This window comes from [Clostridium] cellulosi, assembly GCF_036762875.1.
Classification (GTDB): domain Bacteria; phylum Bacillota; class Clostridia; order Oscillospirales; family Ethanoligenentaceae; genus Ruminiclostridium_D; species Ruminiclostridium_D cellulosi.
In genome coordinates this window covers 42927-59465 of record NZ_JBAIZF010000025.1, presented here as the reverse complement: position 1 = coordinate 59465, position 16539 = coordinate 42927, and the positions used below count along the sequence as shown (strand labels likewise).

General features: G+C 41.6%; 17 protein-coding genes and 1 riboswitch. Of the genes, 11 read left to right on the top strand and 6 right to left on the bottom strand.

Annotated elements, in window-relative coordinates; genetic code table 11:
* Window positions 1-301: 301 nt before the first annotated feature.
* From larE to V6C21_RS07775, 3 genes are all read right to left on the bottom strand, one after another.
* Entirely contained in the window at window positions 302-1141 is an 840-nt protein-coding gene (gene larE / locus V6C21_RS07785; RefSeq protein WP_034842055.1) for an ATP-dependent sacrificial sulfur transferase LarE, read from the bottom strand.
* A 143-nt stretch (window positions 1142-1284) separates the two neighbouring features.
* Window positions 1285-1578: a demethoxyubiquinone hydroxylase family protein gene (locus tag V6C21_RS07780; protein ID WP_034842053.1), complete on the bottom strand. Its 294-nt coding sequence runs from the start codon at window positions 1576-1578 to the stop codon at window positions 1285-1287.
* 93 nt (window positions 1579-1671) lie between these two features.
* The gene (locus V6C21_RS07775; RefSeq protein ID WP_034842050.1) at window positions 1672-3108 is read right to left on the bottom strand and encodes a nicotinate phosphoribosyltransferase; all 1437 of its coding nucleotides are present in this window, start codon (window positions 3106-3108) and stop codon (window positions 1672-1674) included.
* Between the two features lie 320 nt (window positions 3109-3428).
* On the opposite strand from V6C21_RS07775, the gene V6C21_RS07770 reads away from it, so the two are divergent.
* The 3 genes from V6C21_RS07770 to V6C21_RS07760 all read left to right on the top strand — a co-directional run bounded on the left by V6C21_RS07770 (window position 3429) and on the right by V6C21_RS07760 (window position 6553).
* Entirely contained in the window at window positions 3429-5051 is a 1623-nt protein-coding gene (locus V6C21_RS07770) for a putative polysaccharide biosynthesis protein (protein ID WP_479268744.1), read from the top strand.
* Between the two features lie 167 nt (window positions 5052-5218).
* Window positions 5219-5767, top strand: a complete 549-nt coding sequence (locus V6C21_RS07765; RefSeq protein ID WP_045085524.1) for a ferritin-like domain-containing protein — start codon at window positions 5219-5221, stop codon at window positions 5765-5767.
* A gap of 56 nt (window positions 5768-5823) precedes the next feature.
* A riboswitch (TPP riboswitch) is annotated at window positions 5824-5933 on the top strand.
* A 53-nt stretch (window positions 5934-5986) separates the two neighbouring features.
* Window positions 5987-6553 (top strand): energy-coupled thiamine transporter ThiT, encoded by a 567-nt coding sequence (locus V6C21_RS07760; protein WP_034842044.1) that lies wholly within the window; start codon window positions 5987-5989, stop codon window positions 6551-6553.
* Between the two features lie 78 nt (window positions 6554-6631).
* Here V6C21_RS07760 and V6C21_RS07755 read toward each other — a convergent pair whose 3' ends face one another.
* Both V6C21_RS07755 and V6C21_RS07750 read right to left on the bottom strand, forming a co-directional pair.
* Window positions 6632-7459: a M14 family zinc carboxypeptidase gene (locus V6C21_RS07755; RefSeq protein WP_479268743.1), complete on the bottom strand. Its 828-nt coding sequence runs from the start codon at window positions 7457-7459 to the stop codon at window positions 6632-6634.
* A gap of 193 nt (window positions 7460-7652) precedes the next feature.
* A complete protein-coding gene (locus V6C21_RS07750) occupies window positions 7653-8123 on the bottom strand; it encodes a hypothetical protein (protein WP_479268742.1) in 471 nt (156 codons plus the stop codon).
* Between the two features lie 208 nt (window positions 8124-8331).
* Here V6C21_RS07750 and V6C21_RS07745 point away from each other — a divergent pair, with 208 nt between their 5' ends.
* The 3 genes from V6C21_RS07745 (at window position 8332) to V6C21_RS07735 (ending at window position 10453) form a co-directional block, all read left to right on the top strand.
* On the top strand, window positions 8332-9210 hold the full coding sequence (locus V6C21_RS07745) for a DUF5685 family protein (RefSeq protein WP_045085522.1): 879 nt from the start codon (window positions 8332-8334) through the stop codon (window positions 9208-9210).
* An 88-nt stretch (window positions 9211-9298) separates the two neighbouring features.
* Window positions 9299-9925, top strand: a complete 627-nt coding sequence (locus V6C21_RS07740) for a J domain-containing protein (protein ID WP_045085521.1) — start codon at window positions 9299-9301, stop codon at window positions 9923-9925.
* 3 nt (window positions 9926-9928) lie between these two features.
* Window positions 9929-10453 carry a hypothetical protein gene (locus V6C21_RS07735; protein WP_479268741.1) on the top strand — a complete coding sequence of 175 codons (525 nt, stop codon included), beginning with the start codon at window positions 9929-9931 and terminating at the stop codon, window positions 10451-10453.
* 98 nt (window positions 10454-10551) lie between these two features.
* On the opposite strand, the gene wecB is transcribed toward V6C21_RS07735, so the two are convergent.
* Window positions 10552-11703: a non-hydrolyzing UDP-N-acetylglucosamine 2-epimerase gene (gene wecB, locus V6C21_RS07730; protein ID WP_479268740.1), complete on the bottom strand. Its 1152-nt coding sequence runs from the start codon at window positions 11701-11703 to the stop codon at window positions 10552-10554.
* 146 nt (window positions 11704-11849) lie between these two features.
* Here wecB and V6C21_RS07725 point away from each other — a divergent pair, with 146 nt between their 5' ends.
* The 5 genes from V6C21_RS07725 (at window position 11850) to rplS (ending at window position 16523) form a co-directional block, all read left to right on the top strand.
* On the top strand, window positions 11850-12788 hold the full coding sequence (locus V6C21_RS07725; protein WP_051492544.1) for a M23 family metallopeptidase: 939 nt from the start codon (window positions 11850-11852) through the stop codon (window positions 12786-12788).
* 76 nt (window positions 12789-12864) lie between these two features.
* Window positions 12865-13419, top strand: a complete 555-nt coding sequence (locus tag V6C21_RS07720; RefSeq protein WP_479268739.1) for a zinc metalloprotease — start codon at window positions 12865-12867, stop codon at window positions 13417-13419.
* A gap of 99 nt (window positions 13420-13518) precedes the next feature.
* Entirely contained in the window at window positions 13519-15345 is a 1827-nt protein-coding gene (locus V6C21_RS07715; RefSeq protein WP_479268745.1) for a TIGR03960 family B12-binding radical SAM protein, read from the top strand.
* Window positions 15332-15988 (top strand): TIGR03936 family radical SAM-associated protein, encoded by a 657-nt coding sequence (locus V6C21_RS07710; RefSeq protein WP_479268738.1) that lies wholly within the window; start codon window positions 15332-15334, stop codon window positions 15986-15988. The genes V6C21_RS07715 and V6C21_RS07710 overlap by 14 nt, the downstream gene beginning before the upstream one ends.
* Window positions 15989-16181: 193 nt before the next feature.
* Window positions 16182-16523, top strand: coding sequence for a 50S ribosomal protein L19 (gene rplS / locus V6C21_RS07705; protein ID WP_045085518.1), 342 nt, complete (start codon window positions 16182-16184; stop codon window positions 16521-16523).
* Window positions 16524-16539: the final 16 nt, after the last annotated feature.

Here is a 16539-nt window from a genome sequence, read left to right as displayed (position 1 = left end):
ACCAAGCGCTATATGAGCATGATACATCTTGAGGCCCTGGATGTCATGACTGATTCACAGGTAACTGCTGGCTAGGTGATGACTACCAAGCGGGTTATGAATTTGCGAAAAATTCTTGACGGTACCAAACTTTAAAATTGTAAATCTTATTAGATGCTTAGAAATTTCAAATGTGAAATTAGATATGATCTCAATTGCGCTGGCCTGACGTGAAGTGCCTTCGGAAAGGTGCTGATTGCCTTTAGGAACCAAATAAAAATTGCCATGAACCGAGTGTTCATGGCAATAAAGCGCGGCACAATTATTTGATTTTTGCATTGTCTATAATTTTTTTATCTAAGGTTGCGTTCATACTGCCTGTTTTATACCCATTTAAATCAAGGGTGATATATGTAAATCCCAGCGACTTGAAGTAATCATGTATTTTCTCGCGAAGCCCATCTTGGAATATTTTAATCATATCTTCAGGCAGCAGTTCAATTCGTGCGATTTCGCCGTGATGACGGACTCTAATTTGTTTGAATCCCAAATCAATTAAAAACTGTTCCGCCTTATCGATCAATAGCAGTTTTTCTTTCGTTATTGTCTGGCCATATGGAATACGCGAGGCAAGGCAGGCAAAAGACGGCTTGTCCCAAGTTTTCAATCCCATTTCCTTTGAAAGTGCACGAATATCGTTTTTGGTAAGTCCGGCAGTGCGCAGCGGGCTTATGGCGCCGCATTCCCTTGCAGCTTTAAGGCCGGGGCGGTAATCGCCGAGGTCGTCCATATTTGAACCTTCTGCAATATATTTGATATTGTTCTCTTCAGCAACTTTTTTTATCTTTGCAAACAGCTCGCTTTTGCAGTAGTAACACCTGTCGACCGGATTTTCCCGGAACCCTTTTATATCAAGCTCATCTGAATCAATAATAATCTGCCGGATACCGTATTCTTTAGCGAATTCAATTGCTTCGTTCAGTTCACGTTTTGGAAAAGTCGATGAGCGAGCTGTGATAGCAATTACATTGTCTGACAAAACATCATGCGCGCATTTTAGTAAAAAGGAAGAGTCGACGCCGCCAGAAAAAGCAACAGCCAGACTTCCGAGAGATTTTAAGTAATCATAAAGTTTTTCTTTTTTTAAATGTAGTTCATCCATAGACTCATTACCTTAATATTAGATTTTTGAATTTCATAAGAATATTCGTAAATAGTATATATTAAAAAAATATTATGTCAAGATAAGCTATCATAAAAAATAAAAGGAAGCATTAGCAACTGTGCTTATGCTTCCTTAATAATCTATTGACCAGTCATGGACTGCAATTCCATCTTTCCGGCTTCAACTTTTTGTTTTTCACGGGGACAAAGGCGGAATAGCAGCTCCTGGAGTTCTCCTACATGATGCATTTCTTCTTCGGCTATATGACGAAGAACTTTTTTAGCGTTTTCGTCGTCAGTAGCCAACGCGTGTGCTTCATATCCGATAATTGCCTCATATTCTCCCGCAATGTCGACTCGAATCGCCTGAGCGAGTTCGTCCGCTGAAAGTTTTCTTGGAACGTCAACTACAAAAGGATTGCCGATTAAAGCCATAATAACAACTCCTTCTTTTTTTATTATTGTTACCGGAAGGCGATGCTATTATGTGAAGACTTATCCTAATATGAGTGAATTAAACCAGAATTATTACTTTAACATCTCCTGTTTGAGTTCCCATAGAGGTCTTGACAAATCCACATAGTACTTATGCGGGTTTTCGAAACGCAGAACCTCATCCCAAAGCGTGCCGACCTGCTCTTTGCAGTAGTTTCTGATATCTTTAAGTTTCGGAAGCTTATAAACACATTTGCCCCTTTCAAATATGCGGACCAGCAGTTTTTTCGCTGTGAAATTTGTAAGCGTTTTATGTTTCCATATATGCTCTGGGTCAAAAATCTCATACGGGCGGGTTTCATCAATGTTTTCGTTGTATAGAGTAATTACATCGGCAATTGCTTTGCCGCTTTCGTTATCGAAAAGCCTCCAGACCTGCTTAAAGCCGGGGTTAGTTATTTTTTCAACATTCTCGCTGATTTTTATTTTAGGTATTATTTTACCGTTTTCCTCAACGGCGGACAATTTATACACACCGCCGAAAACAGGTTCGGAACGTGAAGTAATAAGCCGTTCGCCGACGCCAAAGGAATCAACCTTTGCGCCCTGCATCAGAATATCGCGAATAATATACTCGTCAAGCGAATTTGACGCAACAATCTTGCAGTCGGGGAATCCAGCGTCATCAAGCATTTTTCTCGCTTTTATTGAAAGATAAGTGATATCACCGCTATCTATACGGATACCCGCTGGCCTGAAGCCTTTGGGGACGATTACTTCGTTGAAGGTGCGGATTGCATTGGGTACGCCAGATTTCAGGACATTGTAAGTGTCGACGAGCAAAACGCAGTTGCTCGGATAGAGTTCAGCGTAACACTTAAAGGCTTCGAGTTCGGTGGGGAACATTTGTATCCAACTATGAGCCATTGTCCCAAGTGCCGGTACGTCGAATTCACGGTCGGAAATAGCGCAGGCAGTGCCAGTGCAGCCTCCGATATATGAAGCGCGAGCGCCGAGTATGGCGCCGTCTGGGCCTTGCGCACGGCGCGAACCGAACTCCATTACAGGCCTTCCTTGGGCAGCCCTTACAATCCTGTTGGATTTAGTTGCAATCAAGCTTTGATGATTAATTGTCAGCAGAATCATGGTTTCCAAGAGCTGTGCCTGAACAGCAGGGCCTCTGACGATGACTATTGGTTCGCCGGGGAAAATCGGTGTTCCCTCAGGGATAGCCCATACATCACATTCAAATTTAAAGTTCTTGAGGTAGTTTAAAAATTCCTCATTGAAAATCTTTTTAGTTCTAAGATATTCAATATCCTCGTCGCTGAAGCTGAGGTTATTTAAGTAGTCAATAACCTGCTCAAGTCCAGCCATTATCGCAAAGCCACCATTGTCGGGGATCTTTCTGAAAAACATGTCAAAGTAGGTTATCTTATCTTTAAAACCGCAGCAAAAATAGCCGTTTGCCATTGTAAGTTCATAAAAATCCATTAACATTGAGAGGTTATTGCGCTTTTCATCTTTCATAATTATACCTTCATTCTTTGGATATTATCAAAATTAACTATTAATATAAAAACTTTGATAGAAGTTTTATTGATAAATTATAGATTTCATCTATTCTATTATGTTTTCAAAAGTGTAATTTGTCAAAATAAATAATTAACGATTATGATTAACAGTTTTTAATAAGTTATATAAACTATGCACATTAAACAGGTGATTAAAAGGAAGAAAGGCAAGCTTGGATAATAGAAAGTATTTTATATAGTATGACAGGCAGTCATTTTAACAGGACACCCCGAATAACTTTTTATGTATGGTTTTATTGCCTCGGGGGTGTTTGAATGCCGAGAAGCACCAGAAGCAGTGTTGTCAAAGGCACAATGATTCTTATAGTCGGAAACATAATCGTAAAAATAATCGGTGCATTCTTTAAGCTGCCTCTTGCCAATATTATCGGTGCAGACGGTATGGGGCTATATAACTCGTCTTTTACAGTATATGACATCTTTCTGGTGCTTTCAACATCAGGTTATACACTTGCGATATCAAAAATGGTTTCGACCTGCTATGCCTACGGCAAGGACGGCGAGGCTTTGGAAATCTTGAGGATAACGAGAAATCTTCTTGCTGTGATTGGACTTGCATTTTCAGTAATAATGTTCGCCGGAGCGAGGATTTTCGCAGGCCTTATCGGAAACACACGTTCCTTTTACTGCATTTTGATGTTGTCGCCTGCAGTCCTGCTTGTTTCTATCATGTGCTCATACCGCGGATACTATCAGGGAACCAACGATATGATACCAACGACAGTTTCGCAGGTTATAGAGGCGGTTGTGCGGCTTGTTGTTGGTCTTGCAGCTTCTGCCTACCTCAAATACAAAGGATTCGGTATGGAGATAGTCGCTGCGGGTGCTTTGGCGGGCATAACGCTTGGCGAATTCTCATCAACATTTACGCTTGCCATGCTGCATAAGTTTAAAAGGCGGGGCAAGAGAATCAGGAGAATAAACGCCGCACGGCCAGCCCGAATATTAAAGACGCTTTTTGCGACATCAATTCCAATCGGAATCAGCGGAATTATCATTAGCATTATAAATATTATCGATAATTCTATACTTATGCACAGGCTGCAGTATATTGGCTGCAGCGAGCAAGAAGCGAATACTCTCAACGGCGCTTTTAATATGGCATATACTGTTTTCAGCCTGCCAATAACAGTTGTTATGGCGGTGACAACGAGTGTATTCCCTATATTGTCATATGCACACGCCTGCGGGAACAAGGTCCGTATTCAAAAGCTCGTAATGGCATCTCTCAGGATAATTATGATTGTTTCAACGGCAACGGCGGCGATTTTTCTATCACTTTCGAAGCCAATAGTCAGCATTATATACTTTGGTCAGCCGCGGGACGCAACAATAGCGGCTCCGTTGTTAATTTTGATGTCACCAGCGGCAATTCTCATTTCAATCGCAGTTATGACGGGAACGGTATTGCAGGCAGTTGACAAACTGCTTGTACCGTCGAGGTCGACAATTATCGGCGGATCCATTTGCCTTGTTATCAATTGGTATCTGATAGGAAATCCGAAAATCGGTATATATGGTGTGCCAATCGGCATTTGTATCTGCTATTTTATTGTTTCTGCCTTGAATATTATTGAGATAAAAAGGTGCGGCATAAAGCTGAAACTTAAAGAAATTATGATGAAACCGCTGCTGCCGTCTTTAGTTCTCGCGATATCACTTGCTGTGGTCTACTATATGACATATAGAACATTGGGCCTTATTTATGCAACGGTTTTGAGCCTTGCTGTTGGCCTCATTCTGTATCTGACAGTAATGTTCACGACAAAAACAATTGAAAAGGAAGACCTGGATATGATTCCAGGTGGGAAAAAGATTATTAAAATCCTTGAAAAGCTGCATTTCATAGATACTAAGGGCACTATTAAAACATATTAGTAAATTGAAACTGAATAGAAATTCTGCCATTTAGAATTTTGATATATTTCATAAAAAACTAAAATAAACCCGAATTTAAGCAAAAAACAAGCAGTAAATCATAGTTTCACAAAAAAGCATGGGCCGACATACGCTGTTATTGCATAAAAAGGCGTGGAGGTAGGTGTATGAATATGAATGACAGCATGAACGATGTAAAAATTATGTCAGATATAATGCGTATGCCGGATGAAGATTCAATGGATGAAGATATGCGCCGCTTCATGGCGGATGGATACATAATGGGGAAAACCTGCTTTGGAAGCGATTCCACACAGTATGCAGACAGATTAATGGAATTTGTAAACGATGAGTTTTCAGATTATCTTTATTACATTCAGCTGTCAAAAAGAGCGCCGACACAGTCGGCAAGGCGCATATTTAGGCAATTTTCAGAAGATGAGATTGGTCATGCGAGAAGATTTGCCGCGGCATATTTTTTGATTACAGGAAAAAGGTATTTCCCCACAAGGAATTCGGTCGAACCAGTTGTTGTTCCGCCCTTATACATACAGGCGCTGCGCCAGCGTTATCTCGCCGAATCGCGTGACGCGGTAAAATACCGTCTGTTTTCGCAGCATACAAGGGATCTGTGTTTAAAGAAAATCGCTGTTGATACAAGTGAAGATGAAAGAAAACACGCCCAGAAGCTAATGGAGCTGCTGCAGACGGTTTGACTTAGGCAAATGGCATTGTAGTTTGACAAGGCAGTGGTAATGGAGTATAATATAACAAAACTTAATAGGGGTGCTGACGGATGTCGGCTGAGAGGGAATATGAGTATTCCCAACCCATGAACCTGATCCGGATAATGCCGGCGTAGGGAGCTGCTTTGTAGTGAATTATTGCCGCGCCGGGTTTCCGGCACGGCAATTTTTTATAGGGAGAAATGGGAAATGAACCAAAAAACTTTAAGACTTGTTGAAACTGGTGTCCTTATCGCATTAGCTATTGCCCTTAGCAATGTCAAACTGTATCACATGCCATACGGAGGCTCGGTTACATTGTGCAGCATGCTGCCTGTAATGCTCATTTCGTATCGCCATGGGGTGAAGTGGGGCTTAGGCAGTGCTTTCGCATATTCGCTTGTACATATGTTTATTAGCATGTTTGTTTATGGAGATTTGCTTTCATGGGGTCTTACCGCACAAGCACTGATAGCCAGCATATTTCTTGATTATGTGCTTGCTTTTACAAGCCTCGGACTTGCCGGCATATTTGGAACAAAGTTATGGCAGTACATGGGCGGAATGAGTTTTGCGGTTGCGCTCCGTTATCTTTTCCACGTCATATCGGGTGTAGCTATTTTCGGCTCAGCACTCCCGGAAAACTTCTCAAACCCGCTTATATATTCTATTGTGTATAATTCGTTTTTAATTCCGGAGCTTGCGCTTTGCCTTATAATGGGAGCCCTGCTTTATGTTCCCCTCAAAAAATATATCAGTATAACTAAAAATGTATGATATATGGGAAAAAATAAAGAGCACCGGCATAATTGAAACTATGCCGGTGCTTTCTGTATGCAATATCGATTAAAGTTATCAATTGAAACTCTTTACTAATTTTTTTATACCTTCAATAGTTCGATTCGCATATTCCTCGCTGTGTGAATATGCTTTTTTGGGATATTCAATCAGCATACCTTTGGCCCCTGTAGTAGTGGCCCAGGCGCTGAAGTATCCGTGATTGGAACTTGTGAAGTTGCGCTGACTAGTGATTTTCAAACTGTCTTTAAAGTATTTCGCCAAAGAAGCGTCACCAATAAACATATTGCCCCATCCGTGACAGTCTATAACCACGTCTGGATTCAGTGACTCGACTAATTCTTTGAGTGCCTGCGTTTCTGGGGTGGCGAAGGGTTTCTTTAGGGTGTGATTGCGCTTTTGGTTGTAAACTTTAAAGCAGTAGTCAAAATCCCTGTTCATATCAACCCCTAATGAGACTTGGCATCTGCCGATACCGTTGTTTGTTTTGCCGTTTGATAGACCGTCCGGATTTAAAGAAGAGATTATATATAACTCTGTATTGCCAAGTTTGTCTCTGTTGTTTTTAAAATAGTCTGCTATCTGGTTGCCGATTTTGACGAGGACTTGTCCGTCTTTTGGGGCCAAATCTTCATAGCCGTGAATTTCAAAACCCATTAATACTTTGTGCTTTGCCACATTTGTCGGAGATATTTTAGTACATACCAAATCTGCGCCTAACCCGCTTTTGCCGTAAACAATTTGCCCATAATCCTCAATTGAAGTGTCCTGTGTGAGAATGGTCTTAGGAGTATACTCCAATGTACTTGTCTGAACCTTTTTGTTTGGCTTTTCCCCGGTTGATTCAAGCGGATATAATAGGAAGCAGACAATGATAGCGGACACAACCACTATTCCAAATGAAAAAAAGGATTTATATAAAGACATTGAATCATACCTTTGTTAAAAATTTTCCTGTAAGATTAATATAATTTTATCAGTAAAATGTTGTTCTGACAATATGAAGTATTAAAAATAATTACCGAATTATCCCGAATTTTGATTGTTAAATGTCTAAATCTGTCCATTTGCAAAACAATTACTGCGGCGGACAGCATACGCTGCATGGAGTATAGCCTGCCGCTTTTGCCTCTTTGAGTGAGATTTTTATTTTACTTCGCTTTAAGTATCTGCATCCTGAACAGTGATATTTTTTCCCGGTTTTCGTTATATAGACAATGGTTGATTTCTTATCTTCTGATTTTTTGGAACTTTTTTTGGTAGACTTGTTGCTTTGATCGGCTGAATTAGTGGTTTTCTTGTATTCTGAAGACGAAGTGTTTGATACAGTTGTATTGTCATTTGAAGTATCGGTTTGTGTATATAAGAAACCGGCGGATGATGTGTTTGAAGATTCTTCACTATATGTAGTATTATACGATATGTCCGAACTATAAGCTGAATCGTATAATGAACTGCTGCTGTTCGTTGAAATATCCGAACTACAGGACGTTAAAACAAATAAACTAAGAATCAAAGCAGACAGGATAACAGAAATTCCTTTTTTCATATTTGTACCTCCCGTCACTGACATATTACAACAGCAATATTGCGTAAAATGTCAAAAAAGGAGATACAAGCAGGTTTTAAATAAGAAAGTTTACAATTTGTTTTGCATTTATCTATTTTTATGTTATACAATTAAGTTGTTGATTTACTTCAACGTTAAAATATGAATTAGAATTTATTTATCTTAATACTGCATAAGGAGCAGAAAATTGTTTGGATATTTAAGGCCCTATAAGCCTGAGCTGAAAGTAAAAGACTATTCGATATATAAGGCCGTTTACTGTGGATTGTGCAATACACTTGGTAAACGGTATGGTTTCATTGCCCGTAATATTCTGACCTATGACGCAACGCTGATGTGCATAATTGACATGTCGAGAGGCAGCGCCTGCAAAGGTTTCAGAAGCGGAAGATGCCCGGTAAAACCGTATAAAAAATGTGATTTTGCAAACGAAAATGAGGCATTGGAATATTGGGCGGATGTCAGCGTCATACTCGCCTTTTATAAAGTGCTGGATAACTACAAGGACGGCGGATTTTTAAAGAAAGCTGCTATTCTGACTATCCTGCCCGTGATGAAGCACCTGTTCAAAAAAGCGGCGAAAAACAACCCATTCGCCGCTCAATGCGCGAAAGAATATATTAAAGCGCAGACAGCCGTAGAAGAAAAGAATACGCGTTCGGTTGACGAGGCGGCCCAGCCAACTGCTGAATTAATGTCAAAGCTTTTGTCGAAGAATGCGCAGAATGAAACTGAAAGGCGCGTGCTCGACCGAGCGGGGTATTTTATCGGGCGATGGATATATTTTGCCGACGCGGCGGATGACTTAAAAGACGATAAAAAAAGCGGCGCATATAACCCATTTGCCGCTCAGGAATACAGCGAGGGCATGAAAATCGCCGAACGTCTTTTAAATTCATGTATATTTGAAATTGGAAATGCAATTTCACTCCTGCAGGCTAACAGATTTGGTGAAATCATAAATAATGTAGTTTATTTGGGGCTTCCAAAGGTTAAAGAAGCTATTTTGTCTGGATTGGATAAGAAGGAGCGTATAAAGCGTTTCCCGGCTGTTTATAGAATTTGAAATTATTAATTGACAACAAGTTTGATACATTGGATAATATAATTATGTTTTGTTCATAGATTAAAGATTTAAAAATAAGGAGTTATAAATGGATCCATATAAAGTATTAGGAGTATCACCTGATGCAAGCGATGAAGAAATAAAAGCTGCATATAGGGCTCTTGCAAAAAAGTATCACCCTGATGCATACGCTAATAATCCACTGGCGGATCTTGCCGCGGAAAAAATGAAAGAGATTAATATGGCGTATGATCAGATTATGAAAATGCGCAAAAACGGTGGGAACAGTGGTTATTCCGGAGGTTATAACGACTACTCAAGCTCAGGTTCATATTCTTCCGGTGGATATACAAACAGCAGTTTCCCCAATATAAGGGAGCTTATAAACGCTGGAAGACTGGCTGAAGCGGAAGCAGCACTGAACGCTGTACCTCCGGCTTCGCGAAACGCAGAATGGCATTTTTTACGCGGTTGTGTGCTTTATAGATTCGGATGGGTCAATGAAGCATATCTCGAATTCCAAAATGCCGTGCAGATGGACGGAGGAAACGGTGAGTACCGCGAGGCCTTTGAAAGAATCCGACAGCAGATGAACGGAGGTTTCAATCCGTACGGCGGGTACTATCCCGGAGGAATGCAGAATTCTGGCTGTACCGCCTGTGACCTCTGCGCCGGATTAGCCTGTGCCGACTGTCTGTGCAACGGGGGCTGTTGATAATTGGAAAAGAAAATTACAACTTTTTCGATTGCGCTTGGCGGCATTCTGGCAGCGTTATCGGTAGCGCTGATGTTTTTGACTGCGCTTTTCCCGATTGCAGAATTTGTTTTTCCCGGTATGGCAGGTATCCTGCTTATTGCCGCCGTTTTTGAAATGGGCGAAAAGCGGGCATTCCTCATTTTTGCCGCGGTCGGAATCCTGTCTCTGCTGCTGCCTATAGAAAAAAGCTCGGCAGTGTATTATATACTCTTTTTGGGTCATTATCCGATTGTAAAAAGTTATATTGAAAGGATTCAGAACAATGTTATAAAATGGGCAGTGAAAGTTGTATTTTTCAATATCTGCTGCGCTTTGACACTGCTAATTTCAGTTTTCCTGCTGAACTTTGATGTCAACGCACTCAAATACGGTTTGCTTCTAACGATAATCTTGTTCAATGTGACTTTTATAATTTACGATATTGCAGTTTCAAAAATTATTGTTTTATATAGTTCAAAAATCAGAAAATTAATAAAGAGGCACTGAATAATATAAAAGGATAGGGGCCTTAGCGTATTTTTTAGCTGAGGTCCCTATCCTTATTTATGCAGTTTAGTCGGGTCTTAAAATTAAGCCTATTAAATCTAAGAGTTATATACGAATTCTTCTGGTTTTTCACCCATTCCGAAATAATAGAGAATAGCTTCAGCAATACGCTTACTCGCGCGGCCGTCACCGTAAGGATTGACTGCGTGAGACATTTTTTTATAGGCGCTTGTGCTTGTCAGCAGTTCTGCTGACAACGAGTAGATATTATCTTTTTCTATGCCGGCTATTCTGACTGTGTCGGCGTCTATCGCCTCAGGCCGTTCTGTCTCATTACGCATGACAATTACAGGTTTGCCCAAAGCAGGTGCTTCTTCTTGAAGCCCTCCGCTGTCTGTCAAAACGATGTATGAGTGCGCAATAAGATTGTGCATGTCTTCAACGCAGAGCGGCTCACACAATATAACATTTTGGATATTGCTAAGCATGGAGTACACTGTTTTTTGTACCGAAGGGTTTAAATGCACAGGATAAACGATTTTTACGTCTGGAAAATCTTCCGCAAGACGCTTTACCGCGGCACAGATGTTTTCAAGTGGGAGACCGAGGTTTTCACGCCTGTGCGCGGTGACGAGGACGATACGGTTTTTGCAGTCATGCAAGCTTTGGAGCGAAGATGATTTGAATTTATAGTCTTTTTTTACTGTCAATTTGATGGCGTCTATTACAGTATTGCCACAAACGAACACATTATCTGTTATGTTTTCACGCAGAAGATTTTCTTTATTTCTTTGTGTAGGAGCAAAGTGAAGAGTTGAAATATGCGAAGTCAGCCTCCGGTTTATTTCTTCCGGGAAAGGTGAATAAATATTATATGTTCGCAGCCCCGCTTCGACATGCCCCACAGGTATCTTAGCATAAAAAGCCGAGAGCGCCGCAGCAAAAGTTGTTGTTGTGTCCCCGTGAACAAGGACGAGGTCAGGGCGTTCTTCTGAAAGAATCTTGTCCAAACCATGCAGTACGCTGCTGGTTATATGAGATAGGCTCTGCGAAGGCTTCATAATGTCGAGGTCAAAGTCGGGCTTTATATTAAAAATCGAGAGAACCTGGTCAAGCATCTGCCTGTGCTGGGCGGTTACACAGATTTTAACGTCAAAGTGTCCGTCATTATTCAGTTCGAGGGCAAGAGGCGCCATTTTGATGGCTTCCGGTCGTGTGCCGAAAACCAGCATGACTTTTATTTTTTTCATCAGTGTCCTCCGTCATTCAAGTGCTTGGAGCCATTTAATTATTACAATTATACCACAGCGGCTGGCAGTATAAAACGGACATTCCAAAATATACCGTAATAAAACCTGTCCTCTTTTGCATATAATTTGCAAAGGAGGGATGTATTGTGAATGAAAGCCCCAATCGCGTCCGACCGAGGCTGAGTGACATTAGAAACAGCAGGACTGTCAAAAAGAAAGGCGGATTTTTTCTCACAGGGGCCCAAACGGTAATTTGCATAATATGCCTGATAACGGCGTTTGCATTAAAAACTTATGGCGGTGAGTATTATCAGTCTGCAAGGGCTTTTGCAAAAGACGCATATAACAATAGTATCAAGAAAGAAGATATAACCGAAGCGCTCAAATCTATCAGCGGGGATTTTCCAAGTGCCGAGGAAGTATTTAAAAATCAAGCCTCGTCCACTGCTAATTCATCAAAATCCACGTCATCAAAAACTGAATCAAGTTCAGATATGAACAGTTCATCAAATGCAACTACATCGTCTGATGTAGGCGACGATAATTCGGCTGATGCCGCGGCAGCTATAAAAACCGGTTTAAAACCACAGACACTGTCTTATCAGGGGGAAGGGGACCAGCCATTAGAAATAACAAAGGTCCTTTCCGGCAGCCCGCCAGTGGAAAAGACGATAAGTATGACACCGTATAAGTTGTCTGTCAAACCGGTTGAGCCGGTTAAAGGCAATATATCATCTAAATTCGGCAACAGGATTAACCCTATCACTAACGCACAGAGTTTTCATACGGGTATTGATATTGCTGCCCCATCCGGCACACCGATAGAGGCTGCATATGATGGAGTAGTTGAGAAAACCGGAGTTTCTGAGGTTTACGGGAATTATGTATTGATGGACAACGGCGGGGGTATCGAAACTTTTTACGGCCATTGCGGGACTATAAACGTAAAATCTAACGACAAGATCAGCGCCGGAACAACGATTGCGAGTGTTGGTTCAACCGGGATGTCTACCGGATACCATCTGCATTTCGAGGTGCGTATCAACGGAGTTTATGTGGACCCGCAATATTGTCTCTCGGAATAAAGCTGCTCGGGGGTATTGAAATATAAAGAAACGTCTGACAATTAGTATATACTTTGCGGTATTCGTTGCTTGTGTATTGATACTTGACAGATCAGGTCTTGCGGGGCTTGGTCTTTTATGCGTTTTAATACACGAATCTGGGCACATTATGGCGATTGAGTTATTGAAAGTACAGGTTGACAGGATTGAATTCAGACTGTTCGGCATCAATATTGTTTTAAAAAAGGGGACGACTGTAAGCTACAGGCAGGAAATATTGCTTGCTTTGGCGGGATGCGCTGCGAATCTTCTCGCTTGTATTCCTCTATATGTGCTATACAAATTTGGAATCGGCGGTAAATTCACGGGGACATTGTTATTATTTAATCTGCTTTTGGGCGGTTTTAACCTTATGCCGGTCGTTTCCCTTGACGGCGGGCGGGCACTTGAGTCTTATTTGTGCTTAAAAACTAACTATCAGAAAGCAGAAAGAATAATAATGATCTTATCGCTTATATTTTTGATACCGACTGCTGCGGCTGGGTTTTATATTGTAATGCAGACAGGATACAATATCTCGCTTGCGGCAGCAGCAGTTTATATTTTTGTAGCTCTTGTTATAAAAAGCGGCAAAAAGCTCTCTTGCCGTTGAAATTGTGCCGGTTTTGGGTTATAGTATTATGGAATCGTGATAATTATTTGCCATTTATATATTTCGCACGGAGGTACGGCGTTGGATAAAAAAGTTGAAATGGCGCTTCGAAAAGTTCAAAAACCGGCAAGATACACCGGCGGGGAACTTAACAGCGTTATAAAGGACAAGCATAATGTAGATGTTAGATTTGCCTTTTGTTTTCCTGACATATACGAGATCGGCATGTCGCATCTTGGCGGGAAAATACTTTATGGACTGCTGAATAGTATAGATTATGTCTGGTGTGAGAGAGTATTTGCCCCTTGGTTTGATTTTGAGGAGCAGATGAGGTGTAATGGTATACACCTTTACGGGCTTGAGAGCGGCGATGATATCAGCACGTTTGATTTCATCGGCTTTTCGCTGATGTATGAGATGAGTTATACAAACGTCTTGAATATGCTTGATCTTGCTGGCATTCCGATAAGGTCCGCAGACAGAAAGGATTTGTCGCCTATAGTGATATTGGGCGGCCCTTGTGCATGCAATCCTGAGCCCCTCGCCCCGTTTGCCGATATAGTATGCCTCGGCGAGGGCGAAGAAACTCTATGTGAAGTAATAGAACTTTACAGGAAGTGCAAGATTAATAAACTTTCAAAAACTGAGTTTTTGAAAAAAGCTGCCAAGATAAATGGTGTTTATGTACCGTCTTTTTATGATGTTGATTACAATGAAGACGGAACAGTTAAAGCGGTGACGCCAAATGTCAGCGAAGCGCCGGCCATTGTGCGAAAAAGCGTTGTAAAGGATTTTGACAAGGCGTATTTTCCGGACAAGTTTGTAGTGCCGTATATTGATATTGTGCACGATAGGGCTATGCTTGAGTTGTTCAGGGGTTGTATCCGCGGCTGCCGTTTCTGCCAGGCAGGATTTATTTACCGCCCAATCCGCTCAAGAAAACCAGAAACCTTGAATCGTCAAGCGTCGCTGTTGTGCAAAACCACCGGCTACGATGAAATCTCGCTTTCATCTCTTTCGACAAGTGATTACCGCTATCTTCCCGAACTTATGCCTGAGCTGATGGATTGGACTGAGAAAGAAGGCGTGAGCCTTTCGCTGCCATCGCTGCGTGTCGACAACTTCTCCCGTTCCCTTATGGAAAAAATCAGCTCAGTGAGAAAGAGCAGCCTTACGTTCGCGCCAGAAGCGGGTACGCAAAGGCTCAGGGACGCCATTAACAAGAACGTAAGCGAGGATGAAATCTTCAAGACCTGCCGGCTTGCGTTTGAAGGCGGTTGGACAAGCGTAAAACTCTATTTTATGCTGGGTCTTCCAACCGAGACAATGAAGGATGTAGAAGGTATTGCAGAACTCTCTCAGCGTATTGTTGATACTTATTACTCAATGCCGAATCGGCCGAAAGGCAAATCGGTAAATGTTTCGATCAGCGTTGCAACATTCGTGCCAAAGCCTTTTACGCCTTTCCAGTGGGAAGCGCAGGACACTTCAGAAATGATTATTGAAAAGCAGCAGCATTTGCGCGAAGCAATAAAGAGTAAAAAGATCTCGCTCAGCTGCCATGAAAATCACACGAGCTTTCTTGAAGCCGTTTTGGCGAGGGGAGACCGCAGGCTAGCGGATGTAATTGAAACTGCTTGGCGTTCTGGCTGCCATTTTGACAGTTGGGACGAAGGCTTCGATTATGATAAATGGATGGACGCGTTCAAAAAATGCGGCATTGACCCTGCGTTTTACGCAAATCGCAAGCGTTCCTTTGATGAAGTCTTGCCGTGGGACCATATTTTCTATGGTGTTAATAAGAAATTCTTGCAGAGAGAAAACGAAAAAGCATACAGGAACGAAACTTCATTTAATTGCCGTGAAAAATGCGGCGCTTGCGGAGCCTCAATATTGACAGGAGGTGTTTGCAATGCAGCCGATTAGGATATTCTTTAAAAAGGAAGGCCGGGCGAAATATATCTCACACCTCGATTTAAACCGCGTTATGCAGAGGGCATTAAGGCGTGCCTGTATTCCGGTATGGAGAACACAGGGGTTTAATCCTCATCCATATATCGCTTTTGGACTGCCGCTTTCGTTGTTTTATGAAAGCGACTGTGAAGTCATGGACGCAAGACTTGACGGCGATATGAGTCTTCCTGAAGTCAAAAAAAGGCTGTCTGAGCAAATGCCAGAGGGGATTGAGATAACTGCGGTAAAACGTCCAGAGCATAAACTGACAGACATCTGCTTTGCCTCATATCAACTTTCCCTTGAGTTCGACGGTATGGCAAAAAAGGACTTAGAAGATATGCTGTCAAAGGTCATGTCGAATGAACAGATAATAATAGAGAAGAAAACAAAACATCGTACAGTCGAACTTGATGTGAAGAAGTATTTTGAATCAGCAGATATAGTGGTATCGGACGGTTTAATAAGGATAGATGTAACTGTACCTGCTGGCCCCACGGAAAACCTCAATCCGGCTTTCTTTGCAACCGCTTTTGAGAAATATGGAGTAAAACCTGATTTCGAAAATGTGCGGAGATTAAGGTTGCTGACAAAAGATATGAACATTTTTTCTTAAATAAATTAAATTATACTTATTCAAAGCATTGACTATTTCTGCCGTTTGTGATAAAATATTTAGGCATTTGATATCCGCCGACGGTTTTTTCCGTCAGGTGAGGGTTAATTGCCGGGAAACCGGAAATTAAACGGGCAGTCCTCTGCGTTATAGATTGACGACAAGAATGCCTAAAGAAAAAGGGGAATTATAAATGGATGCTTTAAAATCATTGGTGAGCAGCCAGCTTAAGAGCGAGTTGCCAGAAGTGAACATCGGCGATACCGTCAGAGTTCACGTTAAAATCAAAGAAGGAGACCGTGAAAGAGTTCAGGTCTTCGAGGGCACAGTAATTGCCCGTAGAGGCGGAGGCATTTCCGAAACCTTTACAGTCCGCTCTATTTCTTATGGCGTAGGTGTTGAAAGGGTATTCCCGATCCACTCGCCGCATGTTGAAAAGGTTGAGGTTGTCCGCCGCGGTAAAGTTCGCAGAAGCAAACTGTATTATCTGCGTAACAGAGTTGGTAAGGCAGCCAAAGTTAAAGAGCGCTTATAATTTGCCGAATTTCAAA